Origin of the sequence: Streptomyces sp. TBY4 (assembly GCF_024213195.1) — a bacterium.
Taxonomy (GTDB): Bacteria; Actinomycetota; Actinomycetes; order Streptomycetales; family Streptomycetaceae; genus Streptomyces.
The window spans coordinates 249,782-275,172 of the sequence record NZ_JANAVF010000005.1 but is presented as its reverse complement, the minus strand read 5'-3'; the positions used below and the strand labels follow the sequence as shown (position 1 = coordinate 275,172).

24 protein-coding genes and 1 tRNA gene are annotated in these 25,391 nt (G+C 73.7%); 14 read left to right on the top strand and 11 right to left on the bottom strand.

What is annotated here, in order from left to right:
- Positions 1 to 1,500: a CoA-acylating methylmalonate-semialdehyde dehydrogenase gene (locus tag NLX94_RS14580; protein WP_254383136.1), complete on the top strand. Its 1,500-nt coding sequence runs from the start codon at positions 1 to 3 to the stop codon at positions 1,498 to 1,500.
- A 56-nt stretch (positions 1,501 to 1,556) separates the two neighbouring features.
- On the opposite strand, the gene NLX94_RS14575 is transcribed toward NLX94_RS14580, so the two are convergent.
- The 5 genes from NLX94_RS14575 to NLX94_RS14550 all read right to left on the bottom strand — a co-directional run bounded on the left by NLX94_RS14575 (position 1,557) and on the right by NLX94_RS14550 (position 6,602).
- Entirely contained in the window at positions 1,557 to 2,126 is a 570-nt protein-coding gene (locus tag NLX94_RS14575) for a hypothetical protein (RefSeq protein WP_254383135.1), read from the bottom strand.
- A gap of 72 nt (positions 2,127 to 2,198) precedes the next feature.
- Complete coding sequence (locus NLX94_RS14570) at positions 2,199 to 3,218, bottom strand: WxL protein peptidoglycan domain-containing protein (RefSeq protein WP_254383134.1); 1,020 nt, start codon at positions 3,216 to 3,218, stop codon at positions 2,199 to 2,201.
- A 109-nt stretch (positions 3,219 to 3,327) separates the two neighbouring features.
- A complete protein-coding gene (locus NLX94_RS14565; RefSeq protein WP_254383133.1) occupies positions 3,328 to 4,620 on the bottom strand; it encodes a hypothetical protein in 1,293 nt (430 codons plus the stop codon).
- Between the two features lie 219 nt (positions 4,621 to 4,839).
- Complete coding sequence (locus NLX94_RS38930; protein WP_302169403.1) at positions 4,840 to 6,099, bottom strand: S8 family peptidase; 1,260 nt, start codon at positions 6,097 to 6,099, stop codon at positions 4,840 to 4,842.
- Between the two features lie 92 nt (positions 6,100 to 6,191).
- Positions 6,192 to 6,602, bottom strand: a complete 411-nt coding sequence (locus NLX94_RS14550; protein WP_254383132.1) for a GNAT family N-acetyltransferase — start codon at positions 6,600 to 6,602, stop codon at positions 6,192 to 6,194.
- 92 nt (positions 6,603 to 6,694) lie between these two features.
- Here NLX94_RS14550 and NLX94_RS14545 point away from each other — a divergent pair, with 92 nt between their 5' ends.
- Positions 6,695 to 7,351, top strand: a complete 657-nt coding sequence (locus tag NLX94_RS14545; RefSeq protein WP_254383131.1) for a nucleoside deaminase — start codon at positions 6,695 to 6,697, stop codon at positions 7,349 to 7,351.
- A gap of 39 nt (positions 7,352 to 7,390) precedes the next feature.
- Here the strand turns inward: NLX94_RS14545 and NLX94_RS14540 are convergent, their stop codons facing one another.
- The gene (locus NLX94_RS14540) at positions 7,391 to 7,966 is read right to left on the bottom strand and encodes a hypothetical protein (protein ID WP_254383130.1); all 576 of its coding nucleotides are present in this window, start codon (positions 7,964 to 7,966) and stop codon (positions 7,391 to 7,393) included.
- Positions 7,967 to 8,256: 290 nt separating this feature from the next.
- On the opposite strand from NLX94_RS14540, the gene NLX94_RS14535 reads away from it, so the two are divergent.
- Positions 8,257 to 8,700, top strand: a complete 444-nt coding sequence (locus tag NLX94_RS14535) for a phospholipase (RefSeq protein ID WP_254383362.1) — start codon at positions 8,257 to 8,259, stop codon at positions 8,698 to 8,700.
- 112 nt (positions 8,701 to 8,812) lie between these two features.
- On the opposite strand, the gene NLX94_RS14530 is transcribed toward NLX94_RS14535, so the two are convergent.
- Positions 8,813 to 8,885: transfer RNA gene (locus NLX94_RS14530), tRNA-Arg, on the bottom strand.
- Positions 8,886 to 9,217: 332 nt separating this feature from the next.
- Here NLX94_RS14530 and NLX94_RS14525 point away from each other — a divergent pair.
- The 5 genes from NLX94_RS14525 (at position 9,218) to NLX94_RS14505 (ending at position 16,206) form a co-directional block, all read left to right on the top strand.
- Positions 9,218 to 10,843, top strand: coding sequence for a dynamin family protein (locus NLX94_RS14525; RefSeq protein ID WP_254383129.1), 1,626 nt, complete (start codon positions 9,218 to 9,220; stop codon positions 10,841 to 10,843).
- A gap of 4 nt (positions 10,844 to 10,847) precedes the next feature.
- Positions 10,848 to 12,674: a GTPase gene (locus NLX94_RS14520; RefSeq protein WP_254383128.1), complete on the top strand. Its 1,827-nt coding sequence runs from the start codon at positions 10,848 to 10,850 to the stop codon at positions 12,672 to 12,674.
- Between the two features lie 136 nt (positions 12,675 to 12,810).
- Positions 12,811 to 13,218, top strand: a complete 408-nt coding sequence (locus tag NLX94_RS14515) for a single-stranded DNA-binding protein (RefSeq protein WP_254383127.1) — start codon at positions 12,811 to 12,813, stop codon at positions 13,216 to 13,218.
- Between the two features lie 245 nt (positions 13,219 to 13,463).
- Positions 13,464 to 14,642, top strand: coding sequence for a thioester domain-containing protein (locus NLX94_RS14510; RefSeq protein WP_254383126.1), 1,179 nt, complete (start codon positions 13,464 to 13,466; stop codon positions 14,640 to 14,642).
- A 73-nt stretch (positions 14,643 to 14,715) separates the two neighbouring features.
- Positions 14,716 to 16,206 (top strand): bifunctional phosphatase PAP2/diacylglycerol kinase family protein, encoded by a 1,491-nt coding sequence (locus tag NLX94_RS14505; protein ID WP_254383125.1) that lies wholly within the window; start codon positions 14,716 to 14,718, stop codon positions 16,204 to 16,206.
- A 19-nt stretch (positions 16,207 to 16,225) separates the two neighbouring features.
- Here the strand turns inward: NLX94_RS14505 and NLX94_RS14500 are convergent, their stop codons facing one another.
- Positions 16,226 to 16,867, bottom strand: a complete 642-nt coding sequence (locus tag NLX94_RS14500; protein ID WP_254383124.1) for a hypothetical protein — start codon at positions 16,865 to 16,867, stop codon at positions 16,226 to 16,228.
- Between the two features lie 195 nt (positions 16,868 to 17,062).
- Between NLX94_RS14500 and ettA the strand changes: the two genes are divergently transcribed.
- The 3 genes from ettA to NLX94_RS14485 are packed head-to-tail and all read left to right on the top strand — an operon-like array spanning position 17,063 to position 19,935.
- Positions 17,063 to 18,727, top strand: coding sequence for an energy-dependent translational throttle protein EttA (gene ettA / locus NLX94_RS14495; RefSeq protein ID WP_254383123.1), 1,665 nt, complete (start codon positions 17,063 to 17,065; stop codon positions 18,725 to 18,727).
- A gap of 18 nt (positions 18,728 to 18,745) precedes the next feature.
- Complete coding sequence (locus NLX94_RS14490; RefSeq protein ID WP_254383122.1) at positions 18,746 to 19,219, top strand: thioesterase family protein; 474 nt, start codon at positions 18,746 to 18,748, stop codon at positions 19,217 to 19,219.
- On the top strand, positions 19,216 to 19,935 hold the full coding sequence (locus NLX94_RS14485) for a hypothetical protein (RefSeq protein ID WP_254383121.1): 720 nt from the start codon (positions 19,216 to 19,218) through the stop codon (positions 19,933 to 19,935). Before NLX94_RS14490 ends, NLX94_RS14485 begins: the two co-directional genes overlap by 4 nt.
- Positions 19,936 to 19,989: 54 nt before the next feature.
- Here the strand turns inward: NLX94_RS14485 and NLX94_RS14480 are convergent, their stop codons facing one another.
- On the bottom strand, positions 19,990 to 20,394 hold the full coding sequence (locus NLX94_RS14480; protein WP_243334938.1) for a globin: 405 nt from the start codon (positions 20,392 to 20,394) through the stop codon (positions 19,990 to 19,992).
- A gap of 104 nt (positions 20,395 to 20,498) precedes the next feature.
- Between NLX94_RS14480 and NLX94_RS14475 the strand changes: the two genes are divergently transcribed.
- From NLX94_RS14475 to NLX94_RS14465, 3 genes are all read left to right on the top strand, one after another.
- Positions 20,499 to 21,482, top strand: a complete 984-nt coding sequence (locus NLX94_RS14475) for a methyltransferase domain-containing protein (protein WP_254383120.1) — start codon at positions 20,499 to 20,501, stop codon at positions 21,480 to 21,482.
- Positions 21,483 to 21,544: 62 nt separating this feature from the next.
- On the top strand, positions 21,545 to 21,946 hold the full coding sequence (locus NLX94_RS14470; RefSeq protein ID WP_254383119.1) for a PadR family transcriptional regulator: 402 nt from the start codon (positions 21,545 to 21,547) through the stop codon (positions 21,944 to 21,946).
- Entirely contained in the window at positions 21,943 to 22,830 is an 888-nt protein-coding gene (locus tag NLX94_RS14465; protein ID WP_254383118.1) for a hypothetical protein, read from the top strand. Before NLX94_RS14470 ends, NLX94_RS14465 begins: the two co-directional genes overlap by 4 nt.
- 80 nt (positions 22,831 to 22,910) lie before the next feature.
- Here NLX94_RS14465 and NLX94_RS14460 read toward each other — a convergent pair whose 3' ends face one another.
- Positions 22,911 to 23,966, bottom strand: a complete 1,056-nt coding sequence (locus NLX94_RS14460) for an FHA domain-containing protein (protein ID WP_254383117.1) — start codon at positions 23,964 to 23,966, stop codon at positions 22,911 to 22,913.
- A 90-nt stretch (positions 23,967 to 24,056) separates the two neighbouring features.
- Positions 24,057 to 25,382 carry a VWA domain-containing protein gene (locus tag NLX94_RS14455; RefSeq protein WP_254383116.1) on the bottom strand — a complete coding sequence of 442 codons (1,326 nt, stop codon included), beginning with the start codon at positions 25,380 to 25,382 and terminating at the stop codon, positions 24,057 to 24,059.
- Between the last annotated feature and the right edge of the window lie 9 nt (positions 25,383 to 25,391).

The window sequence follows — 25,391 nt, the reverse complement described above, 5'->3', positions numbered from 1 at the left end:
ATGAAGACCGTCAACCACTGGATCGGTGGCAAGACCGTCGAGGGCGCGTCGGGCAACTACGGCCCGGTCACCGACCCGGCCACCGGCGAGGTCACCACCCAGGTCGCCCTCGCGTCCGCCGACGAGGTCGACGCGGCGGTAAAGGTCGCCAAGGAGGCGTTCCTGTCCTGGGGGCAGTCCTCGCTGGCCGCCCGCACCAAGGTGCTGTTCGCCTACCGCGCCCTGCTGGACGCCAACCGCGACGCGATCGCCGAGCTGATCGTCGCCGAGCACGGCAAGGTGCACTCCGACGCGCTGGGCGAGGTCGCCCGCGGCCTGGAGATCGTCGAGCTGGCCTGCGGGATCACCGTGCAGCTCAAGGGCGAGCTGTCCACCTCCGTCTCCACCGCCGTGGACGTCTCCTCGATCCGCCAGCCCATCGGCGTGGTCGCGGGCATCACCCCGTTCAACTTCCCGGCGATGGTGCCGATGTGGATGTTCCCGCTGGCCGTGGCCTGCGGCAACACCTTCATCCTCAAGCCGAGCGAGAAGGACCCCTCGGCCTCCACGCTGCTGGCGCAGCTCGCGAGCCAGGCCGGTCTGCCGGCGGGCGTGCTGAACGTGGTCCACGGTGACAAGGTCGCCGTCGACGCGCTCCTCGCGCACCCCGACATCGCGGCCGTGTCCTTCGTCGGCTCGACCCCGATCGCCCGCCACATCCACACCACCGCCTCCGCCAACGGCAAGCGCGTCCAGGCCCTGGGCGGCGCCAAGAACCACATGCTGGTGCTGCCGGACGCCGACCTCGACGCCGCCGCCGACGCCGCGGTCTCGGCCGCCTACGGTTCGGCCGGCGAGCGCTGCATGGCCATCTCGGCCGTCGTGGCCGTCGGCTCCATCGGCGACACGCTCGTGGAGAAGATCCGCGAGCGCGCCGAGAAGATCAAGATCGGCCCCGGCAACGACCCGACCTCCGAGATGGGCCCGCTGATCACCGCCGCCCACCGCGACAAGGTCGCCTCGTACGTGACGGGCGCGGCCGCGCAGGGCGCCGACGTGGTCCTCGACGGCACCGGCTACACGGTGGAGGGCAACGAGAACGGCCACTGGATCGGCCTCTCGCTCCTGGACAACGTCAAGACCGACTCCGACGCCTACCGCGACGAGATCTTCGGCCCGGTGCTGTGCGTGCTGCGCGTGGACACCTACGAGGAGGGCGTGGCGCTCATGAACGCCTCGCCGTTCGGCAACGGCACCGCCATCTTCACCCGTGACGGCGGCGCGGCCCGCCGCTTCCAGCTGGAGATCGAGGCGGGCATGGTCGGCGTCAACGTGCCGATCCCGGTGCCGGTGGGCTACCACTCCTTCGGCGGCTGGAAGGACTCGCTCTTCGGCGACCACCACATCTACGGCAACGACGGCATCCACTTCTACACCCGGGGCAAGGTCGTCACGACCCGCTGGCCCGACCCGTCGGACGCCCCGGCCGGCGTGGACCTCGGCTTCCCGCGGAACCACTGACCGACTCGCAGGACTGCTCGCCCCCCGCAACCCTCACCGCGGGGGGCGAGCCCGTTTCAGCCCTCGCGGATCAGGCGGGGCGAGCCGTCGTGCGCGGCCGCGTCCCGGGCGAGCAGGGCCCCGGCGCCCTGGCCGACGTACTGGTACGGCAGCCCGAGCGCCCCGTCCAGCGCCTCCACGAGCGCGGCCAGGTCCCGGCGGTGCGCCGCGAGCTCCAGTTCGGGGCCGGTGTCCTGGGCGGTCGCGGCGTCCTCGCGGAGGGTCACGCCGACGACGAGGAGGCCCTCGCGGCGCAGCTGCTGGGCGAGGTTGTGGTCGGACGGGGTGAAGAAGGCGGAGACGAAGTCCTGGCCGGCCCCCGGCAGGAGGTACGCGATCCCCTGCGGGGCCCGCCGGGTGTCCGCGACCACGTCCACGGTGACCGGGTCCGGACCGCCGTCGTCGAGCGGGAGCGTGAGCCGGATCCAGCCGTCCCCCGGCAGGTACACGGCGGTGCCGGTGCCGAGCGTCCGCTCGACGAGGGTCAGCAGCCCGATCCCGGCGGCGGCGGGATCCGCCGACGGGGCTGCGGGAACGGTTTCGTGCGCCGGCCGGACGGGCCCCGCTTCGACGTGCTGTCGTGCCATGTGTGGTGCCTCCCGGCGCCTGCCCCTGACCGGTGATGGCCGGATGCCATCACCTGGGGACACCCTTGCCGATCATCGGGCTTCAGCCAAGTCCGGTGCCGGTTCCGGCCGTTCGGCGGCGGCCCGGCGGCGCCGGCGCAGCACCCGGGCGGCGATGGCGGCGCCGGCCAGCACCAGGAGGGCGCCGAGCGCGGGCCACGGCACGGCGAGGAACTCACGGGTGGAGGAGGAGACGAGGTCGGGGTAGTCCGCGGCGCCGGCGGTGATGTCGACGGTGACCCAGTCCGACTGCGGTGCGTCCGCCCAGTCCTCGGTCAGCTCGATCCGCTGGCCGGGCAGCAGGACGAGCTTCAGCTCGCGGGCCGGCCGGTCGAGCACCCGGCGGCCGAACAGGCCCTCGGCGGAGACCGTCACCTTCGGCTCGACGACCACGTTGCCCCGGTTGACCAGGGAGTACGTGATCCTGGCGCGGGCGTCCTTGACCCAGGGCAGCAGCGGCGCCGCCCGGCTGACCTTCACGTCCTCCACGCTCAGCCCCGGGGTCACCGGCCCCGGAACGCGGAAGTACAGCCGGGCGCCGACCTGGCGCTTCACCCCGACCTGGACCTTGCCCTCCTGCTGGATGCCCTCCACCTCGGTGTTGAGGGCGACGATCCCGCCCACGTGGTCACCGGGCGTCGCGTCCGCGGGGACCTTCACGGAGAACGGGAAGTCCTTGCGGCCCTTGGGCGGCACGGTGACGGTGTTCCGTGCCTCGGGCGGCAGCACGACCCACGTGCCCACGTCCTTGGGCTTCGTCTCCACCGGCAGCAGCGCGAAGCCGCCGCCCACCGGGGTGTTGACGGCGTCGGTGGCGAAGATCTGGAACGTCAGCTCCTTGTCGGAGGAGTTCACGATCGTCGCGCTGTCGCTGATGGTGGTGCCGGCCTCGCCCTGGTAGAAGAAGTACGCGCGGTCGGTCATCGCCGCACCGGCCGGGGGTGTCGGGAAGACGCCCCAGGTGCCGTTGTCCGCGGCTGTCGCGGGCAGGGCCGGGAGCAGCAGGGCGGCGAGGCCGAGGAGCAGGCCGAGGAGGAGGGTGCGGGTGCGCATGGGCGGTTCTCCAGTCGGGCCGGACGGGGGTGGGGAGGCTCGTTGGTGCGCGGAAGGGTGGTGCGGCGCCGGAGCGCCGCACCACCCGGGTGGAGCGGGGTCGTACGGGTCAGGCGATCGAGAAGGTGACGACCGACTGGTAGGTGTCCGCGAACATGAACGGCGGGAGCTGGATCATTCCGGCTCCGCCGATCTCGAACTCGCCACCGGTGAGCTCGTCACCGCCCGCGGCCGCCGAGGCGACCTTCAGCGGGACGTCGGAGATCGCGCCGGGCGAACCCGCGGTGCAGGCGCTCGGGCTGGCCGGGTTGGTCACCTTGCAGGTCGGCTGGATGCCGATCTGCGCGGTGGCCATGGAGTGGCCGGTCACCGAGTTGAGGAACGGCGTACGGGTGGCCGAGACGTCCCAGCCGAGGGTCCCGCCGCGGAAGTCCTGGACGGCCATCGCGGTGAACTGGCCGACGACCGACTGGGACTTGCCGTTGATGGTGACCTTGCCGAAGTCGACGGCGGGGTTGCCGGCCTGCGGGCCGATGGCCAGCGGGCCGGGCAGGACCTCCACGTCGACCGGGTTCTGCACGCCCGGCTGCGGGACGATGAAGATGTAGTCCTTGTACGGCTCGATCGCCCCGTTGATCCGGATCTTGTCGGCGGGCTCGTTGACCGTGATGGTGCAGGTCGCGACGCCGGCCGCGTTGGCCGTGCCGGAACCGCTGTCGGTCGTGGGCGCACCGTTCTTGAGCGCGGAGCAGGTGACCGGACCCGCCGGGAAGTTGGCGCCCGTGACGACGACTTCCTGGCCCGCCTTGCCGCTGTTGGGCGTCAGCTTGGTGGTGATCGGGTCCTTGGGCAGCGCCTCCACGGCCACCGAGCCGAGCGAGGCGCTCGGGCGCGGGTTCGGGGTGCACGTGGTGGTGAAGACCGAGCCCATGAGGCTCGCGTCGGTCACCGCCAGGTCCAGGGCCACGTGAACGGTGGTGCCCTCGCTGCCGTCCGGGATCGTGATGGTGCCGGAGAAGGCCGAGGGGTCGAGGGGCACGTTGGGCTTGACGTCGACCGTCTCGGGCGGGCTGACCACCGTCTGGGTGCTCGCCCCGACCTTGAGGGTGATCTTGGAGACGTTGGTGGTCGTCACCGCGAAGCCCGGGATGACCGGGCTCGGGCCCGGATCGATGGTGATCGGGACCACGTCACCCGCCTTGGCGCCGTCGGGCAGCGTGATCGTGTAGGGCTGGGTGCCCGAAGCACCCGGCTGGGGCGCGGGCGCGACGCAGTCCATCGGGACGGGCGTCGTCTTGGTCGCGGCCTGCGCGGTGCCCGACAGACCCACCATGGTGCCCGTCAGGGCCAGGGACAGAGCGCCCGCCCCGGCCAGAACTCTTCGTCGAAACGTTGTACTCACTGGGTCGCGACTCCTTCGTCATACGAACCCTCCCCCCACCCGCTGTGTGGGGGAGGTCGAGCCGGTGCGGTGGCCGACATTGACGCGTCGCGGGATTGAGAAGTCAATGACTTGCTTTCGCCCGAAGCACACAGAAATTGATGTGCCATCAGGCCGGGTGGAGCGGAGGGGCGGATGCCGGGGCGGGGAGCCGCCGCCCCGGCGGAGGGTCCCGTACGGCTACCCGCCGGTCGGGACCTGCAGCAACAGGTTCGGCGTCCCGGCCGGCAGGGCGGTGATCCGGTCCCGCGCGGAGTCCCGTACGAGGGTCTCCGCGACCTGGGCGGGCGTCTGACGGAGGCCGCCGGCCGCCAGGCCCCGCGCGAGCACCAGCGCGGCGGCGCCCGCCACGTGCGGGGCCGCCATCGAGGTGCCGGAGGCGCGGGCGGTGGCCGTGGCGGAGCCCTTCCAGGCGGAGGTGACGGCCACGCCGGGGGCGGACAGGTCCACGCAGGCGCCGTAGTTGGAGAAGGCGGGCCGCCGGTCCAGAGCGTCCGTCGCGCCCACGGTGAGTGCCTGCGGGACGGAGGAGGGGGAGCCGGTGCAGGCGTTCTCGCCGGAGTTGCCCGCCGCCACGGCGAAGGTGATCCCGGTCGCGATCGCCCGTGTCACCGCCCGGTTGAGGGCGAAGCTGTGGCCGCCGCCCAGGCTCATGTTGGCCACGGCCGGGACGGTCGGCGTCTTGAGGGCGTCCTTCACCATCCAGTCGATGCCCCGGGTGATCGCCGACAGGGTCGCGTCCCCGCGGCAGTCCGCCACCTTCACGGCGACGAGCGAAACCCCCTTGGCCACCCCGTAGGTGGCCCCGCCCACGGTCCCCGCCACGTGCGTGCCGTGGCCGTTGCAGTCCGTGGCCCCTTCCATGAACACCGCGTTGGCGCCCCAGCGGGCCCGGCCGCCGAACTCCTGGTGCAGGGTGTTGATCCCGGTGTCCACGATGTACGCGGTGACCCCCTCGCCCCTGGCCGGGTACGTGTACGAGCCGTCGAGCGGCAACTCGCCCTGGTCGAGCCGGTCCAGGGACCAGGGCGCGGGGGTCTGGACGACGGGGGTCTGGACGGCGGGTGTCTGGACGGCGGGTGTCTGGGCGACGGGGGTCTGGACGAGGGGCGTGTCGCTGATCCGGAAGACCGCGTCGGGCTCCACGGAGGCCACCCGGGGATCGGCGGCGAGTTCGGCGGCGCGGGCGGCGGTGGTGCGGACGGCGAAACCGCTCAGGGCGGTGTCGTAGACCTCCCCGACGCGGTCGCCGGCGGCCTCGGCCTCGGCGGCGAGGGCGCGGGTGACCGCGGCCGCGGAGGCGCGGGTGGTGCCGTCCCTGAGGACGACTACGTAGGGGGCGTCGGGGGTGGCGGCAGCGGCGGGGGCGGCGTACGGCGGCAGGGCGGTGGCCGCCGCCAGCAGGGCGGCGGCCGGGAGCAGCGCGGTGAATGCGGTCATGCCGCCGATGCTCGGCGAGGCACGGGCCGGCCGCGCGGAGGGTGCGCCGACTGGCCCCACGACACGCCGCCCCGGGGGGCGCCGGGCGTCCCTCAGGGGAGGGGCCGCCCGAGCATCCTGAAGACACCCTCGTCGCGGGCGCCGGCCGCCCGGTACGTGGCCAGCGCGGCCTCGTTGTCCGTGTCGACGCCCACCCACAGCCCGTAGCAGCCGCGCGCCCCGGCCTCGGCGGCGAGCGCCTCGGTCAGGGCCCGGCCGATGCCGCGCCGGCGGTGGGCCTCGTCCACGGAGAGCTCGTAGAGGCACATCTCGGTGCCCTTGTCGGGATGGGTCATCTCGATCCCGGAGACCATGCCGGCGGGCACGCCGTCCACGTACGCGATCAGCATCACGTGCCCGGCGGCGGAGAGGAACCGCTCCGCCCAGTCCGCACGGACGGGCCCGTCGAAGAGCCCCTCCGCGGCCTGGAGTTCACCAACGGTACGGGCGGGGAGGATGTCCATGGCGGAGACGATATCGCCGCCGGCCGAGGTGATGCAGCGGGTCGGGGTGGGGCGGGGCGAGCTGGTGGTGAGCCGGTGGGGACAATGGCCGGATGAGCGACGGGGAGCACGGTTTCGACACGGAGTGGCGCGCGGCGCCGGAGCCCCTGCGGAGGGCGCTCGGGCTCGCCTACGAGGCGCTCGCGGCCGGCGGCCTCGCGGTGGGAGCGGTCCTCACGGACGCCGGCGGTAAGCCGGTCGCCGAAGGGCGCAACGAGGCGTACGAGCACGGCCCGGGCACCGGACCGCTGCGCGGGACGCCGCTGGCCCACGCCGAGATGAACGCGCTGGCGGCCGCCCGCACGGGCTGGGACCTGACCACGGCGACGCTGTGGAGCACCCAGGAGCCGTGCTCGATGTGCGCGGCAGCAGCCGGGTTCACCGGCGTGGGGCAGGTCCGGTACCTCGCCCCGGACCCGTGGGCGCTGTCCAGCGGCAACGGCGCCGGCTCCGCTGCCGACCCGGGCAGCCCGCACTGGCTGCTGGTGGCCAACACCATGTTCCTGCGCAGCGTGGCCGTGGCCTCGGACGGCCCCGGAGAACCGCGGATCCTGACCCACCACCGGGCCGTCGAACCCGAGACCACCGCCTTCCACGACAGCCTGCCGCCGGGCCTGCCGACGGCCGCCTCACCGGAGGACTGGCTGCGCCCCCACTGGGCCCGGCTCGCGGAACTCTCGACGGCCCGGGAGCTGCGCACGCACCGCTGAGGCCGCGGGACGGTACCGGATCAGGGGGCCGTGCCCGGATCAGCGGGTCGTGGCCGACACCTGCCGGACGGGGGCGCCGTCCCGCGTGCCCGCCCCGGGGGAGGGGGTGCCGTCGGTCCAGGCGTAGACCTCCTTGCCGCGCACCGTGACCTGGTACTGGTGGGCGCCGCGGCACTCGGGCCGCTCCTCGGCCCCGGTGCCGGCCGGCCACCACTGGGCCCGCAGCGTCGTCCCCGCATGCCTGCTCGGCTTGCCCGCCGGGCACTGCGGCCCGTCCAGCGGGGTCGCGCCCAGCGTGAAGCGGAGCAGCCGCGCCTCGCCGTCGGTGCGCGCCATTATTCGCACGTCGGTCGCGTCCTTCGGCACCCAGCGCGGCAGCGCCCACGCAGCCTCCCCGCGGGCCGCCCTTCCGTTCCCGCGCGCCGTCTCCCCCCGGGGCGCCTCCCCGCCCGCCGGGGCGTCGGCGGCCGTGGCGAAGCGCCTGCCCTTCTCCTTGAACACCCGGTCGTTGATCGTGTCGGTCAGGGGGTTGGGCGGGAGGTTGGGCAGGGCGATGGCGGCGGTGGCGAGGACTCCCACGGTGGCGGCGGCGATGACGAGAGGACGGCGGTTCATGTCCACGAGTATTCGCGGCGCCGGCCGTAGTCCGCGTCCCTCCCGAGGCTGAACCGGATCTCTGCCGGAAGGGTGACATCGGCTCATACCTGAGTCCCGGTCCGTCCCTCCTGCGGCGGACCGGATCCCACCCGGGACGGAGCCGGACCCCTGCGCGCGCCACCCCGACACCCTTGCGGACACCCCTCGTTAGAGGACGCGTGCCCCGCTGCCCAGCCCCCGCCGCCCCCCTCCCCGGACCCGCCCCCACCCGGACCGCAGCCCGCGCGTCCGCCCTCGTCTCCGGCGCGCTGGCCGCCGTACTGGCCCTCGCACCCACGGCGTTCGCGGCAGTCGCGAGGGGGCAGGTCCCGGGGGCTCCGGGGGTTCCGGAGAACAAGCCGCAGGTGCTGAGCGGCTGGACGCAGCCGGGCGCGGCCAGCCAGAGCGCGTGGACCGCCGCGCGCGAGGACCGGGGCGAGTGGGAGCCGTACGGCTTCGACTGGTCCACGGACTACTGCACCACGTCCCCGGACAACCCCTTCGGCTTCCCGTTCCGCATGGCCTGCGCCCGCCACGACTTCGGCTACCGCAACTACAAGGCGGCGGGGGAGTTCCGGGCGGCCAAGCCCCGGCTGGACGACATGTTCCACTCCGACCTGAAGCGGGTCTGCGCGCGCTACACGGGCCCCCGCAAGGTCTCCTGCGAGAGCACCGCATGGACCTACTACCGAGCCGTCAAGGCCTTCAAGTAGCCCTCGGGCATCGCTCCGGACTTACGTCGCCGCTACGGGCGCCGGGTTAGGGTGCCGCTCACCTGCGAAAAAGCCCTCCGCGGGGGAGGGCTTCGGGGTGGGACGGGAAGAGTGCCCCCGGCAGGACTCGAACCTGCGGCCAAGTGCTTAGAAGGCACCTGCTCTATCCACTGAGCTACGGGGGCCGGAAGGTGGCCGTGGTGGCCTGGAGCCCCTTGACGGGGGTGGGGCTGTGGTCCGTGCCGGGTCAAGGATAGGGCTCCGGTTGCCTTGTCCCGGTTGCTTCACTCGCGTGCCACGATGTGGAGGTTCGGTGAAGCGGTCCCGATAATCGCAGGCAGGTGCGATTCTCGCACCGCTTTTGCGCCGTGGCGCCCTGGGTGTTGTGCACTCGTTATGCCTGCGCCCCACTCGTCCGCTGTGTCCGTGATGTGCCGCTGGAGTAGCGCTCGGCGCGCAGAGGACGTATAAGCTTCAAAAATGCTCCTAAATTGGGCATTCTTCGCATGTGGTGACCTTGGATGTTCGGCCTCAGCTGCTCGATGCCCTGTCCGCCCTGCGCGACCGGGTCGCGTCCGTGCGTCTGCCGCTGCCCCTGCCCGGCGCCCCTCGCGCCCGCCAGACCAGAGCCGAGCTGCTCGCGCAGCTCGACGACTACCTCGTACCCCGGCTGAAGGCGCCGGAGGCGCCGCTGCTCGCCGTCGTCGGCGGGTCCACCGGGGCCGGTAAGTCCACCCTCGTCAACTCCCTCGTGGGGCGGCAGGTGAGCGAGGCCGGGGTGCTCCGGCCCACGACGCGCACCCCCGTCCTCGTCTGCCATCCGGATGACCACCACTGGTTCGCCGGAGTGCGGGTGCTGCCCGATCTGATGCGGGTCTGGGCCCCCCAGGACGAGGAAGACACCCCCGCGTCCGCCCGGAAGCCCCACCGGCCGGGCGGCAAGCAGGGGCACGGGTACCCGTCCGCCACCCGCGAGGTGCGGATCGAGACCGTCTCGACCCTGCCCCGCGGTCTCGCCATCCTCGACGCCCCCGACATCGACTCCCTCGTGGTCGACAACCGGACGCTCGCCGCCCAGCTCATCTGCGCCGCGGACGTCTGGGTGATGGTCACCACCGCCTCGCGGTACGCCGACGCCGTGCCCTGGCACCTCCTGCGCACCGCCAAGCAGTACAAGGCCACCCTCGTCACCGTCCTCGACCGGGTCCCGCACCAGGTGCTCGCCGAGGTCTCCCGGCAGTACGGGGCCCTGCTCACACGGGCCGGACTGGGCGAGGTGCCCCGGTTCACGGTGCCCGAACTGCCCGAATCGGCCGGCGGGGGCGGGCTGCTGCCCGCCAGCGCCGTGGCCCCCCTGTTCGCCTGGCTCGCGCACCACGCGCAGGACCCGGCCGCCCGCCAGTACGCTGTCGGGCGCACCGCCCTCGGCGCGCTCGACTCCCTCGGGCGCCGGATGCCGGAGCTCGCCTCGGCCGTCGCGGCCCAGCACGCCGCCGCCGTACGGCTGACCTTCGCCGTGGAGGACGCCTACAAGCGGGAGGGCAAGCGGGTCCGGGGCCGCCTGGACCGGGGCGCCGTACTCGCCGGGGACGCGCTGACCCGCTGGCGCGGCTACCCGCTCGACACCAGCGCCGACGAACTCCTCGACTCCCTCGCGGAATCCCTCGCGGCGCTGCTCCAGTGCGCCGTCGCCGCCGCCGACGAGCGCATCGCGGAGGCCTGGCGGCGCGAGCCCGCCGCCGGCGCCGTGTCCCTGCCCGCCCCCGACCGGGAGGCGGCGGAACGTATCGGCATGGCCGTACGCCGCTGGCGGCGCGTGCTGGAGGAACTCGCCGAGGAAGAGGTCGCGGGGCTGGACAAGCAGCCCTCGCCCGACCCCGACGGGGTCGCCGCCCTCCTGGTCGCGGCCCTCCTCGGCGGCAAGCGGGCCCGCCCGGCCGGGGAGAAGCTCGCCGAGCGGATCGGCGTACAGGCCGCCGTACGCCTGCGCGACCGGGGCGGCGAGCTCGTCGCCGAGCACCTCGACCAGGTGCTGCGCGCCGAACGCGACCGCCGCCTCGCCCCGATCGAAGCGCTCGAAGTGAGTCCCGAACCCCAGGCCGAACTGATCGCCGCGCTGTCCGTACTGCAGAAGGAGAGGTGACGCGGTGACCGCCCTGACCGACCGGACCGACGACCGCTGGGACGACGGACTGATCGCCCGCTCGCGCCCCCGGGCCAGCGAGGACGACTGGCCGGGCAGCGGTGGCGAGGAGGGCGACGAAGCACTCGTACGGGCGGTTTCCGGCGCCGGGAGCGACGGCGGCAAGTCCCCCGCGCCTCCGCTCAGCCCCGAGGCGCAGGCCCTGCGCGTCCGCCTCGACGCACTGCGCCAGCTCATCGGGCTGTCCCGGACCAGGATCCTCGACGGAAAGACCCTCGCCGAAGCCGGACGCGTCCTCGACGAGGCGGCCGCGCGCCGCGGGCTGTCGGCGCAGCACACCGTCGTCGCCATCGCCGGGGCCACCGGAAGCGGCAAGTCCACTCTCTTCAACTCACTCGCCGGAGTGCAGATCTCCGAGACCGGACTGCGCAGGCCGACGACCGCCGCACCCATCGCGTGCAGCTGGTCCGACGGCGCCGCGGGACTGCTGGACCGCCTCGAGATCCCCGGACGGCTGCGCCGCCGCCCCCGGGAGACCTCTGAGGCCGAGGTGCTGCGCGGCATGGTCCTCGTCGACCTGCCCGACCTGGACTCGGCCGTCGGATCCCACCGCGACCACGTCGACCGGGTGCTGGCGCTGGTCGACGCGGTGGTGTGGGTGGTGGACCCGGAGAAGTACGCGGACGCCGTCCTGCACGAGCGGTACCTGCGCCCGCTGGCCGGGCACGCCGAGGTGACCTTCGTCGTACTGAACCAGGTGGACCGGCTGCCCGGGGACTCCGCCGATCTCGTCCTGGACGACCTGCGCAGGCTCCTCGACGACGACGGGATCGCCCTCGGCGAACACGGTGAGCCGGGGGCCACCGTCATCGGACTTTCCGCCCTTACGGGTGAAGGCGTCGGGGAACTGCGCGAGATGCTCGGACAGTTCACCCAGGAGAAGGGCGCCGCGACCCGCCGCATCTCCGCCGATGTCGACCGGGCCGCGGCCCGCCTGCGACCGCTCTACGTGGCCGACGGCCACACCGGGCCGGAGATCGGGGAGACCGCGCGCGCCGAGTTCGAGGACCGGCTCGCCGAGGCCGTCGGGGCCTACGCGGCCGGGCTCGCCGCCGAGCGGGCCTGGCGGCGCAACGCGGGAAAGGCCTGCGGCACCCCGTGGCTGCGCTTGTGGCGGTGGTACGAGGGCCGGCGTGCCCCGCGCTCGCTGGGCGGGCTGGCCGCCCTGGCGGCCATGGGGCGTTCCACCATGGCCCCCGAGCCGCCGGTCGAGGAGGAGGTGACGGCCCGCCAGCGGGTGGAACAGGCCGTACGGACCGTCGCCGACGAGGCGGTCCGCGGCCTGCCCGACCCCTGGGCGCAGGCCGTACGGGAGACCGCGGTCCGCGGCGCCGAAGGGCTCCCCCAGGCCCTGGACGAGATCGCGGTGACCCTCGGGCCGGCGGTCACGGTGCCGAGCGCCCGCCCGCCGCGGCCCTCGTGGTGGCCGGCGGCGGTGCTGGCGCAGGCGGCCATGACCCTGCTCCAGATCTACGGCGGACTGTGGCTGGTCGGGCAGATCGCCGGGGTCCTGCCGCCGGACCTGATGCCGCCGGTCCTGCTGATGGTCGCCGGCATCATCGGCGGACCGCTCGTGGAGTGGGCCTGCTCGATCGGGGCCCGGGGTCCGGCCCGGCGCTACGGGCAGGACGCGGAGCGGCGGCTGCGCCAGGCGGCGGCCGGCTGCGGGAGGGCCCGGGTGCTGGAGCCGGTGGCGGCGGAGCTGCTGCGCTACCGGGAGGTGCGCGAGCAGTACGCGACGGTGGCGAAGTTGTCCACAAGCCGTCAGTAGTCCACAGCCGCCGACGGGTTCCCGCGGCCGGGGCCAGCATGGTCGTACCCCGCGCGGATGGTCCGGACGGGTACGGAATGCGGGTCGGGGCGGCGCGTGGCCGAGCGCGCCGCCGGGCCCGGGGAGGACGGCCGGGATGAACGACACCCAGGTGACGCTGGTGGGCTACGTGGCCACGCAGATCGACTACAAGGACACGCCGAGCGGTCCGGCGGCCCGGTTCCGCTTCGCGGTCACACCGAGGTACTACGACCGGAAGAAGGAGACCTGGGCGGACGCGCCCACCAGCTTCTACACCGTGTGGGCCCGGCGCGGCCTCGCCGTGAACCTCGCCGGATCCGTTTCCGTCGGCGAACCGCTGGTGGTCCACGGAAGGCTGCGGGTGCGGGAGGACCCGCCCGACGGGGAGGGCAACCGGTGGTTCTCGGCCAACATCGACGCCACCGCCATCGGGCACGACCTGAACCGCGGCACGGCGGCCTTCCGGCGGGTCGTCAGGACGGACGTACCGCTGATGGGTCCTCAGAAGGCGGCGGTGGTCTGAGTGTTCGAGGAGGCTAGGATTCCCCGGTACTCACGGGCACCTGGGCCTTCGGCCCGAAGGGGAAGACTGTGTCGATTGCCGTTCCCGCACCCTCCGCTCCTGCCACCGCCACGGACGTCGCTCCTGACGCCGCTCCTCTCCGCGCTCCTGGCCGTGCTCCTGCCGTCGCGCCGCTGCCCCCTGCCGCGCAGGCCGGCGGCGCACCGGCGGGGCGCGCCACGGTCGCGGCGGCCATACGGGGCTCCGTGCGGCGGCCGATCGCGGTGGCCCTGCTGGCCGCCGCACTGGCGGGGGCTCCGGGTGCGGTGGCGGCCGCCGACGCCGGCCCGGCCGCACCCCGGACGCCGGAGGGAGCCAGCGCCGTCCTGGACGGGCTGAAGACCTTCGGGCAGGCCGTCCTGCGCGGCACGGACGGAACCGTGCGGCAGATCCCGGCCGGGCTGTACGAGATGCGGGTCGACGGCGGCGGCATGCTCCAGACCTACGGGGTCGGCGTCGCGGGCGACGCGCAGCCCCAGGCCCGGTTCACGGAGATCGGATGGAACGGCACGCCGCTCGCCGGGAACGGCGAGGCGGGCCGGATCCGCTGGGTACTGGAGCACTCCTACCCCCAGCGCAACGATCTGGCCGGGCTCGCCAAGGCGGCCGGGGCCGCGGCGCTCACCGCGGAGAGCGCCGCGGCCGGGACCCAGGTGGCCATCTGGCGGCTGGCCGAGGGCGTGCGGGTCGAGGCCGTCGACCCGGAGGCGGAGAAGCTGGCCGACTACCTCCAGCGGGAGGCGCGCCGGCTGCCCGAACCGCCGGCGTCGCTCGCGGTGGATCCCGGTGAGGTGTCGGGGCCGCTCGGCACCCGGATCGGGCCGGTCACCGTGCGGACGGGTGCGCAGAGCGTGAGCGTGACCCCGGACGCGGCGGCCGTGGCCATGGGCGTGCGGGTGGTGGACGCGCAGGGCGTGCCGGTCACCACCGCGGTCAACGGGGGGAAGCTGTACTTCGAGGTGCCGGAGGGGACCCCGGACGGCAGCGCCGAGGTCACCCTCCGCGGGTCCACCCGCGTGCCGGTCGGCCGGGTCTTCACCAGCGGGATCCCGACGCAGGTCCAGATCGTGGCCGGCTCCAGCGAGTCCGCAGCCGTGGCCACGGCGACGGCGACGTGGCCGAAGCTCCCCGTCGCCGAGCCGGCGGACGGGGCGGCGGCGGGCGGGGAGCTGACGGCGATGGGCGCGCTGTCGGCGTCCGCCCCGGCAGTGGATCCGGACACCTCGGAGGAGCGGCTGGCCGCCAGCGGCAGCTCGGCGGCCACCCCGGTGATCGCCTCCCTGGCGGTGGGCCTGGTCGTCCTGGGCGGCCTGGTCGTCCTGCTCCTGCGCAAGCGCCCCCTGGAGGACGGCCCCGCCCCGGACCGTTCGACGGACCCGGAGTAGGCGCGGCCGCCCTCCCCGGGCCCGGCCCGGGCGGTGCCTGGTTCGGATCCGGAGGTTCGGGTAGGGGCAGAGGATGTCTGATCAAGAGCTGACCTGGCGGGGTGCGGTCGCGCGAGGGGACCGGTGGCTGTTCGACGTGGTGGCCCGGCGGCACTGGCCCGGGGCCGACCGGGTGCTGCCGCGGCTCGGCCGGGCCGCGAACCACGGGCTGCTGTGGGGCGGGGCCGCCGCGGGGATCGCCGTCCTCGGTTCGGCCGGGGCGCGCAAGGCTGCCGTGCGCGGGGTCGCGTCGCTGGCGCTGGCCTCCGCGACCATCAACACCGTCGGCAAGTGGTCCGTGCGCAGGACCCGGCCGGTCCTGGACGGGGTGCCCGTCGGGCGGCAGCTCAGCACCCAGCCGCGTACGACCTCCTTCCCCTCGGGGCACTCCGCTTCCGCCTTCGCCTTCACCGCCGGAGTGGCGCTGGAGTCCCCGCTCTGGGGCGCCGCGCTGGCCCCGGTCGCCGTGTCCGTCGCCTTCTCCCGCGTGTACACCGGGGTCCACTACCCCTCGGACGTGCTCGCGGGGGCGGCCCTGGGGGTGGCGGCCGGATTCGTCGTGCGCCGCCTCACCCGGGACGCCGTGGAGGCCCGCATCGCGCCGGGCGACGAGCGGCCGGCCGAGGGGGTGCCCGCGCTGCCCGACGGGGCCGGGCTCACGGTGGTGGTCAACACCGGGTCCGGTACGGCGGCCACGGCGGGGCTCGAGGTACTGCGGGAGCGGCTGCCGAAGGCCGAGCTCATCGAGTGCGAGGGCCCGCGGCTCACCGCCGAGCTGGCCTCGGCCGCCGAGCGGGCCACCGTCCTCGGCGTGTGCGGCGGCGACGGCACGGTCAACGCGGCGGCCACCGCCGCGCTGCGCGCCGGGATCCCGCTGGCGGTGTTCCCCGGCGGCACGCTCAACCACTTCGCGCTCGACCTCGGCCTCGCCGGCGCGGAGGACACCTGCCGGGCCGTGGCGTCCGGCCACGCGGTGCTCATCGGCGTCGGCCGGTTCACCCCGGGGCCCGGCCCGGACCCCGAGGACACCAGGGCCGGGTACTTCCTGAACAACTTCAGCATCGGCGCCTACCCGGAGCTGCTCGGCCACCGGCTCCGCTGGGCCCCCAGGATCGGCGGCGGCCCCGCCGCCCTGCTGGCGGCGTACCGGGTGCTGCGCGCCGAGCGCCCCGTCCGGCTCAGGCTCGCCGGGAAGCCGCGCAGCGTCTGGCTGCTCTTCGCGGGCAACGGCACCTACCAGGGCACGGGCCCGGCGCCCCGCTACCGCAAGAGCCTCGGCGAGGGCCTGCTCGACGTACGCCTGGTCCACGGGGGCGGCCGCCCCGGCCCCCGACTGCTCGCCGCCGCCCTCGCGGGCCCGCTGACCCGTTCCCCGGTCCACGTCGCCACCCGGCTGCGCAGCCTGCGCGTGGGCGACATCCCGGCCGGCACCCCGCTCGCTTACGACGGCGAGTACGCCCGTGCCCCGGCGGCCCTCGTCCTGGACGAGCTCCCCGACGCCCTCACGGTGTACCGCCCCCGCTGAGCCGCCTCCGGCAGCCTCGTCAGGGCGCGGACTCGGGCTCGGGCGGGCGCGCGGGCGCGGGCCGTGACGGTGCGGGTCCGGGGGCGGGGGCGGGTGCGGGTGCCACCGCCACCCCAGGCGCGTCCACGCCCAGATCCGTCCGCATCACGCTCCGCATGCGCTCCCAGCGGTCGCCGAGCCCGATGAGCTCGGCGTGGATCTCCTCGAAGGATCCATCCGGATCGGGATCACCTTCGTCCAGTCGCAGCGTCCGGCGGTAGGTCTCCGACAGGGCCCGGTTCATCACGTCCAGCTCTACGAGCACCACCCGTGAAGCAATCATCTGAGCCTCGGCGAAGGCGGCGTGGAGTGCGTGACGGGCCTCCTCCAGCGCGGCCCGCTCGTCGCTGGTGACCTGCGCCTTGTGGACGAGCCAGAGGAAGTACATGAGGACGACCCGGTAGCGCGTGTATGCGGCGTTCGTCGCCGCGTAGCTCTCCCGGCGCCGGTTCAGCTCGGCCAGCTCCTGCTCCCGGAGCCACCCGATCTGCGCGACCCGCTGCTCCCGCTCGAACTGCGCCGCCTGCACCCGCGCAACCATCCGCTGCGAAAGCACCGTCGCCAGCAAGGTCCCGGCCACACCGACCACGGCCGCGCCGAGCGCGATCAGTCCGCTGTCCATACGTCCCCCCACCTCGGCCGCAGCCCCCCGGCCGCACCCTCGTCGGTGGCATCCTGCCGTGCGGCACAAGGCCTCGGGGCGGTTTCACCGACCCCGGTCGGGTGGCTTCGGGGCCGAACGGGTTTCCCCCCGGGGATGGACGTCAGGCAAGATGGGGTGTATCTGCCCACCCATCGATCTGCCGGACGGTTTCTCTTGGCTGAGTTCATCTACACCATGCGCAAGACGCGCAAGGCGCACGGCGACAAGGTGATTCTTGATGACGTCACCCTGAACTTCCTGCCCGGCGCGAAGATCGGTGTGGTCGGCCCGAACGGTGCCGGTAAGTCCACCGTCCTCAAGATCATGGCGGGGCTGGAGCAGCCTTCCAACGGCGAGGCCTACCTGTCTCCCGGCTTCACCGTCGGCATCCTCATGCAGGAGCCCAAGCTCGACGAGTCGAAGACGGTCCTGGAGAACGTCCAGGACGGCGCGGCCGACATCATGGCCAAGCTGAAGCGCTTCAACGAGGTCGCCGAGGAAATGGCGACCGACTACACCGACGCGCTGCTCGACGAGATGGGCAAGCTCCAGGAAGTCCTGGACCACGCCAACGCCTGGGACCTCGACGCCCAGCTCGAGCAGGCCATGGACGCCCTGGGCTGCCCGCCCGGCGACTGGCCCGTCACCAACCTCTCCGGTGGCGAGAAGCGCCGCGTCGCGCTCTGCAAGCTGCTGATCGAGGCTCCGGACCTGCTCCTCCTCGACGAGCCCACCAACCACCTCGACGCCGAGTCGGTGAACTGGCTGGAGCAGCACCTTTCGCAGTACAAGGGTGCCGTCGTGGCCGTGACCCACGACCGGTACTTCCTGAACAACGTCGCCGAGTGGATCCTCGAGCTCGACCGCGGCCGCGCCCACCCGTACGAGGGCAACTACTCCACCTACCTGGAGAAGAAGGCCACGCGTCTCAAGGTCGAGGGCCGCAAGGACGAGAAGCGCCAGAAGCGCCTCAAGGAAGAGCTCGAATGGGTGCGGTCCAACGCCAAGGGGCGTCAGACCAAGTCCAAGGCCCGCCTCGCCCGCTACGAGGAGATGGCCGCCGAGGCGGACAAGATGCGGAAGCTGGACTTCGAGGAGATCCAGATCCCGCCGGGCCCGCGTCTGGGCTCGATCGTGGTCGAGGTCAACAACCTCAACAAGGCGTTCGGTGACAAGGTCCTGGTCGACGACCTGTCCTTCACGCTGCCGCGCAACGGCATCGTCGGCATCATCGGCCCGAACGGCGCCGGCAAGACCACGCTCTTCAAGATGCTCCTGGGTCTGGAGGCGCCGGACTCCGGCTCCGTCAAGATCGGCGAGACCGTGAAGATCTCGTACGTCGACCAGAGCCGCGCCAACATCGACCCCAAGAAGTCCCTCTGGGCCGTCGTGTCGGACGAGCTGGACTACATCAACGTCGGCCAGGTCGAGATGCCGTCGCGCGCGTACGTCAGCGCCTTCGGCTTCAAGGGTCCGGACCAGCAGAAGGCCGCCGGCATCCTCTCCGGTGGTGAGCGCAACCGCCTGAACCTGGCGCTGACGCTCAAGGAGGGCGGCAACCTGCTGCTCCTCGACGAGCCCACCAACGACCTCGACGTCGAGACCCTGTCCTCGCTCGAGAACGCGCTCCTGGAGTTCCCGGGTGCGGCCGTGGTCATCTCCCACGACCGCTGGTTCCTGGACCGGGTGGCCACGCACATCCTCGCGTACGAGGGTGACTCCAAGTGGTACTGGTTCGAGGGCAACTTCGAGTCGTACGAGAAGAACAAGGTCGAGCGGCTCGGCGCGGACGCGACCCGTCCGCACCGCGCCACCTACAAGAAGCTCACCCGAGGCTGAGGGCCGAGGACACGGGCCATGGCCAGACACCACTACCGATGCCCCCTCCGCTGGGCGGACATGGATGCCTTCGGGCACGTCAACAACGTCGTCTTCCTCCGCTATCTGGAGGAGGCGCGGATCGACTTCATGTTCCGCCTCGCGCCGGGGGAGGGCAGTGAGTCCTTCACGGGCGGTTCCGTCGTGGCCCGTCACGAGATCGACTACAAGCTGCCCCTCGTGCACCGCCACGAGCCGGTGCTCATCGAGTCCTGGGTGACCCGGATAGGCGCCGCGTCCCTGACCATCCGCTACGAGGTCAAGGACGAGGCGACCGAGGACGCGCCCGAGACGGTGTACGTGCGCGCCGAGACCGTGGTCGTGCCCTACAACCTCGCCGAGGGGCGGCCCCGCCGCATCACGGCCGAGGAGCGGCTCTTCCTCCAGGAGTACCTGGACGAGCCGAAGGCGCAGCCGAAGACCGGTGCTCCCGCCGGGGGCATCGCGGCATGAACCAGCAGCTGCACTTTGCCGACTCCGGGGAGGCGGCGGACCTCGCCGCCTTCCTGGGCCGGCTGGTGCACTACGACCGCGCCGCCGCCGTCCGCCTGCAGGCGCAGGCCGGCGGCGGTGCGCTCGCCGTCTTCGGGCGGCCGCCGTCCTTCGACGTCCTGGCCGTCCGCACGGTGCGGCTCGCGGCGCCCCTCTCCGCTCCGCTCGACCTGACCGTCTCGGCCGGGGAGCTGCTGGAGTCCGTGGACGAGGGCGAGGGGGCGCGGGCCGGCGCCGTCGTCCCGGCGGCCGTCACCGGACCGCCCTGGGCGGGCCTGCTGCCGCCCCGCGGCGGCTGGACCCCGGTGGCCGGGCTGCCCGGTCCCGAAGCCATGGCCGAGGCCCTGGCGGCCGCCGTCGCCGAGTTCCGGGCCCGCGACGAGGCCCTGCCCCCGCAGCACCGGACCCGCTCCGAGCGCGACCGCATCGGCCGCGAGATCTGGTCCCGCACGCTGGGGGACACCGAACTTCCGCTGCGCGCCGTGCACGCCGCGCAGTCCCTGGGCTTCCTGCGGCCGGTACGGTCCACCGTGCCCGCCGCCCCCACCCCGCCGGGCGCCCCCGAGCCGGTGGCTCTGTTCGCCTCCGGCGGCTGGCTGCGGCTGCGCACCCCGTACGGGTCCGTGGCCCTGCGCCGCCCCGGCGGCCTCGGCACCCTGCTCGTCCGGCCGGTCTAGCCGGAGCCCGGCAGCCCGTACCGTACGGGACCCCCGCGCGGGATCCCGTACGGGTCAGCCCGCGGTGTTGATCATCGACGCGGCGGCGTACGTCAGGTACCGCCACAGCTGCGCTTCGTGCTCGGGCGCGAGGGCCAGCTCGTCCACCGCCACCCGCATGTGGGCCAGCCACGCGTCGTGTGCGGCGGCGTCCACCTGGAACGGCGCGTGCCGCATGCGCAGGCGCGGGTGGCCGCGGTTCTCGCTGTAGGTGTTCGGGCCGCCCCAGTACTGCATCAGGAACAGCGCGAACCGCTCCTCGGCCGGACCGAGGTCCCCCTCCGGGTACATCGGACGCAGCAGCGGGTCCTCCGCGACCCCCTGGTAGAAGCGGTGGACCAGACGGCGGAAGGTGTCCTCGCCGCCCACCAGTTCGTAGAAGGTCTGCTCCTGGACCGTGCCCCGCGGAATCTCATTCACCCGACCATCGTCTCAGACGCCCGGACGGAGGACCCAGGTCCTAGGACCACCTCCCGGAGCGGAGCGCGGTCGCACGCCGGCGTTCCGCGCAGGACAGTGGAGACATGGGCGCACACGCCGAGGTCCGCGACGTGCGGGAGACCGCGCACGCCGCCCAGGTACGGGAACTGACCGCCGCCGGGGCGCTGGAGGATCCGCGCTGGCGGGCGGCCTTCACCGCCGTGCCCCGGCACGTGTTCGTGCCGTACTACTACACCGGCCGCGGCGCCGGCCACGAGCGGCTCTGGGGCGAGGACCCCGACCCCCGGCAGCGGACCCGCTGGCTGCGCGGGGTCTACACCGACGCCCCGCTCGCCACCCGGCTGCGCGACGGCGAACTGGTCTCCTCCAGCAGCCAGCCCTCGCTGATGGCGAAGATGCTGGAGGCCCTGGACGTGCGCGACGGGGACAACGTGCTCGAGATCGGCGCGGGCACCGGCTACAACGCCGCCCTGCTGTGCCACCGCCTCGGCGACGGGCTGGTCACCACCGTGGACCTGGACGAGGAGATCACCGAGTCCGCGCGCGCCCACCTGGCCCGGCTCGGCTACCACCCGGCGGTCGTCACCGGCGACGGGGCGCGCGGCTGCCCCGCCCGCGCCCCCTTTGACCGGATCCTGGTGACCTGCACGATCCCGCTGATCCCGCCCGCCTGGCTGGGCCAGTGCCGGCCCGGGGCCCGGATCCTGGCCCCGCTGTCGACCGGGCTGATCGCGCTCACGGTGCGGGACGCCGGGTTCGCCGAGGGCCGCTTCCTGCACACCTCGGCCTACTTCGTGCCGCTGCGCGGGGCCACGGCCGCGCCGCCGGGCACGTACGGGACGCCGCAGGGGCTCCCGTACGAGCTCGTGGAGAACGAGCGCTTCCAGTTCATGCTGGTGCTCACCTCGGGCGCCCTGCACCCGCGGGAGGCGCTGGACCTGTGGCGGCGCGAGGACCGGCCGGCGCGCGAGCGCTTCGGGGTGACGGTCGGCCCCGAGGGGCAGTGGTCCTGGCTCGACGACCCGCAGGGGCCGTACGTGTGGCCCCTCGGGGAGGCCGGGGCGTAGCCGTCGGCCGAGGTCATAGGTCGGCTGTCGACATATGTCGGCCACCGAGCTATGGTGCGGGTGTGAACGATCAAGCTCTACGCGAGCCGACCCTGCTGATCCTCACGGCGATCGCCGATGCCCCGCGGCACGGCTATGCGATCGCCCAGGAGGTCGAGAAGATTTCCGAAGGCCGCACGAAGATGCGCACCGGAACGCTCTACGGGGCCCTGGAACGGCTCCTGGAACAAGAACTCATCGCCGTCCACGAGGAAGAGGTGGTCGACGGACGCAGGCGGCGCAGCTACGCGCTCGCCCCGCGCGGGCGGGAGACCCTGGCCGCCGAGGCGGCCCGGCTCGCGCGCACCGCGCAGGAGGCGACCCGGCGGCTGGGGCTCGGCGGGGCGAGCGCCTCCCTCGGCGCCTCCTTCCGCGCGTCCTTCCACGCCTCCTTCCGCGTCGGCGCCGTGGTGGTGGGCTCGTGACCACACTGCTGAGGCTGTATCCCACCGCCTACCGGCGGGAGTTCGGCGACGAGATCGCCTACGCGTACCGGGAGGCCACGCGGGGGGCGGGGGTGCCCGCCCGGGTACGGGAGGGCGCCGACGTGGCCGGACACGCCCTGCGCATGCGGCTCGGCCTGGGCTCCGCGGGACGGCCCGGCCGACTCCTGGCGGCGCTGGCGCCGTTCGCCCTGGTCGCCGTCGGGGCGAGCGCGGCGGCCTGGGTCGGATTGATGCGCTACGCCCTGCGCCACGCCCTCTTCGACGGGGCGCCGAACCAGGTCGGCCCGACTCTCGTGGCGCTGGTGGCGGGATACGTCGTCATGCTGGTCGGCGTGTTCCTCGCACTGGCCGGCCGCTGGTCGGCGGGCAGTTGGACCGTGCTGGGGGGAGTGGTCGTGGAGATCGCCGCCCTCGCGGTCCGGATGGGCAGCAGTGGCATCGGGATGTCGGTGCTCTTCCTGGGCCTGACCGTGGTCCTGGCCCTGGTGGCGGTGGCGTGCCCGCCGGACCTGCGGCCGGTCCCGCGGATCCGCACGCGGGCCGGAGCGGCCGCCGTGATGGCGTGGACGCTGGTTCTGGTGGGTGCGTTGCTGATGGTTCCGCTGTCGTACCCGTTCACCCAGCTGCGCTTCGTCGTGCCGGTGGCCGCCGGACTGCTGCTGGCCGGACGCCCGGCGTTCGCCCGGCTGCGCACCGCACCGGCCGTCCTGCTCGCGGGACTGCCGTTCCTGTACTTCGGCGCCGCGCCCGGGACCCTGTCCCTGCTCGCGCTCGCCGTCCTGCTGGTCCTGCTGCTGGTCACCGCGGTGGTGGTGAGCGTGCGGCGCAGGCGGGACGCGCGGGACCCGCTGGTCGGCGGCTAGGACGCCGAGGCCGGCTGACGGCAGCGCACACGAAGAAGGCCCCCGGTCACCCCGGGGGCCTTCTTCGTACGGGAGGAACCTCAGCCGCGCCGGACGGTGATCGTCGTCCAGGCGCCGACGTGCACGCGGTCCCCGTCGGCGAGCGGAACCGGCACGTAGGGCTGGATCGATTCCTCGCCGCCGTTGATCGTGGTGCCGTTGGTGGAGTTCTGGTCCACCACGGCCCAGCTGCCGTCCGGCTGCTGGACGAGCACCGCGTGCTGGTGCGAGACGCCCGGGTCCTCCGGGGGCACCGACAGGTCGATGTCGGGGGACTCGCCCGTCGAGGCCCGGCGGCGGCCGATGGTGATCTGGCCGCCGGCGAGCGGGAGGTGCTGCTCGGGGGAGTACGCGGGCAGGTCGAGCCCGGCCGCCTCGGGGCCGCTGCGCTGCATCATCGCCATGAAGTACGAGCGGTCCGGACCGATGGTCGCGGTCCAGGCCCCGCCGCCCTGGGGCTGGTAGGGCTGCTGCTGGTACGGCGGGTGGGCCTGCGGAGCCTGGTGGGGCTGCTGCTGGTGCTGGGGCGGCTGCGGCGGCTGGTACTGCCCGGTCCGGGAGGGCTGCTGCTGCTGGTACGGCGGCGGCGGAGGGGGCTGGTGCGCCTGCGGCTGCTGCGGCTGCTGGTGCTGCTGGTGCTGCGGGGGCGGCGGCTGCTGCTGGTACGGGGGCTGCTGGAAGTCCTGGCGCGCCGGAGGCGGCAGCATCCAGTCGTCCTCGCGCTGCAGCGGCTCGGCCGGGCGGTTGACCCGCGAGGGCCGCGAGCCCTGGTAGTCGAAGTGGTCCTGGGAGTACGTCGGCGGGGCCGCCGCGGGCATGCCCGGCGGCGGGGGCATCTCGTGGGAGGGCGGTGCGTACGAGGTCGCCGTACGGGTCAGGAAGTTGTACCGGCACTCCTCGCAGAACGGGGCCATGGCCTCGCGCGGGGTCCGGCACTGCGGGCAGAGCTCGGCCTGTGTGGTCGGCTCGCCGGCCTGGGGGTAGCCGTAGCCGTAGGAGGGCGCCCCGGGGGTGCCCGTAGGGGCAGCCATGCGGTGGCCGCAGACCTCGCACCAGTCGTCGGAGGCGGACTGGTGCCCGTTCGGGCAGGTCGGCATCGCGGCGCTTCCTCCTTCTTCCTGCGTCAACGAGGCAGGTTCTTCTTCTTCGCGTCTGATCAGGTCACGATCAGAGCGTCAAGCTCTACGTCAAGATTTTCGCACTCGAACGGTTTGAGTGGAACGCGTTTCTAGTGTCATCTCGTCCGCGTCGGCGACCCTTGCCTTCAGCCGCACAGTACCCGCCGCCGCGTCGACGACATCCACCACCTTCGCGAGCAGCTTGGCGGTGTCGGCGTTGCCCGAGGCGCTCGCCAGCTGCACGGCCCGGCCCAGCTTGGCCGTGGCTCCGCCGACGTCCCCCAGTTTGCGCGCCTCCAGGCCCTGCTGGATGGCCTGCGCGAGCTCCGCCTGGCCGGTGTAGTGGGCCACCTGGGGGTTGATGGCGGTGGACGCGGCGAGATCGTCCGTCCAGACGGCCCGGACCAGGCCCTGGGCCAGCACCGAGGGGTCCTCGCCGGGGGCCCCGGGCATCACGAGGGCGGCGCGGGCGGCGAGCATCTCCTGGCCGACGGAGGCGCCCGGGACCCGTACGCACACGTGGTACTCGCGGGACTCGTCGCCCCAGGAACCCGTCGGATAGTCCCCGGCGCGCGGGGACGCCTCCGTGCGGCGGCCGGTCAGGTCCTGCACGGCGGGAGCGACCTGCTTGACGTAGAGGACCTCCGCGCCCACCGGGGTCCACAGGCGCAGTGAGACGTCCGCCACTTCCTTGCCCATGACCTTCTCCATCATGTGCGTGAAGTCGTCGGTCAGCCGGGCCGGATCGGCCACGATGTCGGCCGTGCCGAGCAGCGCGCTCGCGATGCCGGTGACCTCCTTGACCTCCCAGTCGGTCCCCACGCCGCGGGCGTCACAGGTGAAACGGCCCGCGCAGGCGTCGAGCGTGGCGCGGAGCACGGCCGGGTCCTCGTGCTCGTTGCGGCCGTCGGTGAGCAGGATCCCGTGCCGGATCGCCGCGGTGGAGCCGCGCAGCAGGCCGTCGGCGAGGCGCAGCCAGGTGCCGATGGCGGTGCCGCCGCCGGAGGAGAGGCCGCGCAGGGCCTCCTTGGCCTGGGCTCGGGTGGTCGCGTCGGCGATGGCGAGGAGGCCCCTGCGGGGGAAGACCTCCCTGGCCACGTGCGTACCGGCGATCACGGCGAAGGCGGTGCCGTCGCGGAGGGTGTCGACGGCGGCGGCGGTCGCCTCGCGGGCGCCGCGCATCTTGTCGGGCGGGTACTCCATGGAGCCGGAGCAGTCGACCATGATCACCACGGCGGCGCCGCCGGGGGTGACGGCCGTGCGGGTGGCCGTGGCCCCGCCGGTGGAGGTGACCGTGACGATGGCGTGGACGTCACGGGCCCCCTCGGCGAGGAACTCGTTCTGGTACACCTCCACGCTGAAGCGCGGGGCGCTCGGCTTGGCGAAGTTCGCCATCGGTCGCTA

Bases quoted from the DNA above. Each gene is read 5' to 3' on its own strand.
- NLX94_RS14455 (WP_254383116.1), bottom strand. From the start codon at position 25,382: ATGGCGAACTTCGCCAAGCCGAGCGCCCCGCGCTTCAGCGTGGAGGTG.
- NLX94_RS14485 (WP_254383121.1), top strand. From the start codon at position 19,216: ATGAACCAGCAGCTGCACTTTGCCGACTCCGGGGAGGCGGCGGACCTC.
- NLX94_RS14540 (WP_254383130.1), bottom strand. From the start codon at position 7,966: ATGAACCGCCGTCCTCTCGTCATCGCCGCCGCCACCGTGGGAGTCCTC.
- NLX94_RS14580 (WP_254383136.1), top strand. From the start codon at position 1: ATGAAGACCGTCAACCACTGGATCGGTGGCAAGACCGTCGAGGGCGCG.
- NLX94_RS14575 (WP_254383135.1), bottom strand. From the start codon at position 2,126: ATGGCACGACAGCACGTCGAAGCGGGGCCCGTCCGGCCGGCGCACGAA.
- NLX94_RS14475 (WP_254383120.1), top strand. From the start codon at position 20,499: ATGGGCGCACACGCCGAGGTCCGCGACGTGCGGGAGACCGCGCACGCC.
- NLX94_RS14570 (WP_254383134.1), bottom strand. From the start codon at position 3,218: ATGCGCACCCGCACCCTCCTCCTCGGCCTGCTCCTCGGCCTCGCCGCC.
- NLX94_RS14515 (WP_254383127.1), top strand. From the start codon at position 12,811: ATGAACGACACCCAGGTGACGCTGGTGGGCTACGTGGCCACGCAGATC.
- NLX94_RS14500 (WP_254383124.1), bottom strand. From the start codon at position 16,867: ATGGACAGCGGACTGATCGCGCTCGGCGCGGCCGTGGTCGGTGTGGCC.
- NLX94_RS14460 (WP_254383117.1), bottom strand. From the start codon at position 23,966: ATGCCGACCTGCCCGAACGGGCACCAGTCCGCCTCCGACGACTGGTGC.
- NLX94_RS14545 (WP_254383131.1), top strand. From the start codon at position 6,695: ATGAGCGACGGGGAGCACGGTTTCGACACGGAGTGGCGCGCGGCGCCG.
- NLX94_RS38930 (WP_302169403.1), bottom strand. From the start codon at position 6,099: ATGACCGCATTCACCGCGCTGCTCCCGGCCGCCGCCCTGCTGGCGGCG.
- NLX94_RS14490 (WP_254383122.1), top strand. From the start codon at position 18,746: ATGGCCAGACACCACTACCGATGCCCCCTCCGCTGGGCGGACATGGAT.
- NLX94_RS14505 (WP_254383125.1), top strand. From the start codon at position 14,716: ATGTCTGATCAAGAGCTGACCTGGCGGGGTGCGGTCGCGCGAGGGGAC.
- NLX94_RS14550 (WP_254383132.1), bottom strand. From the start codon at position 6,602: ATGGACATCCTCCCCGCCCGTACCGTTGGTGAACTCCAGGCCGCGGAG.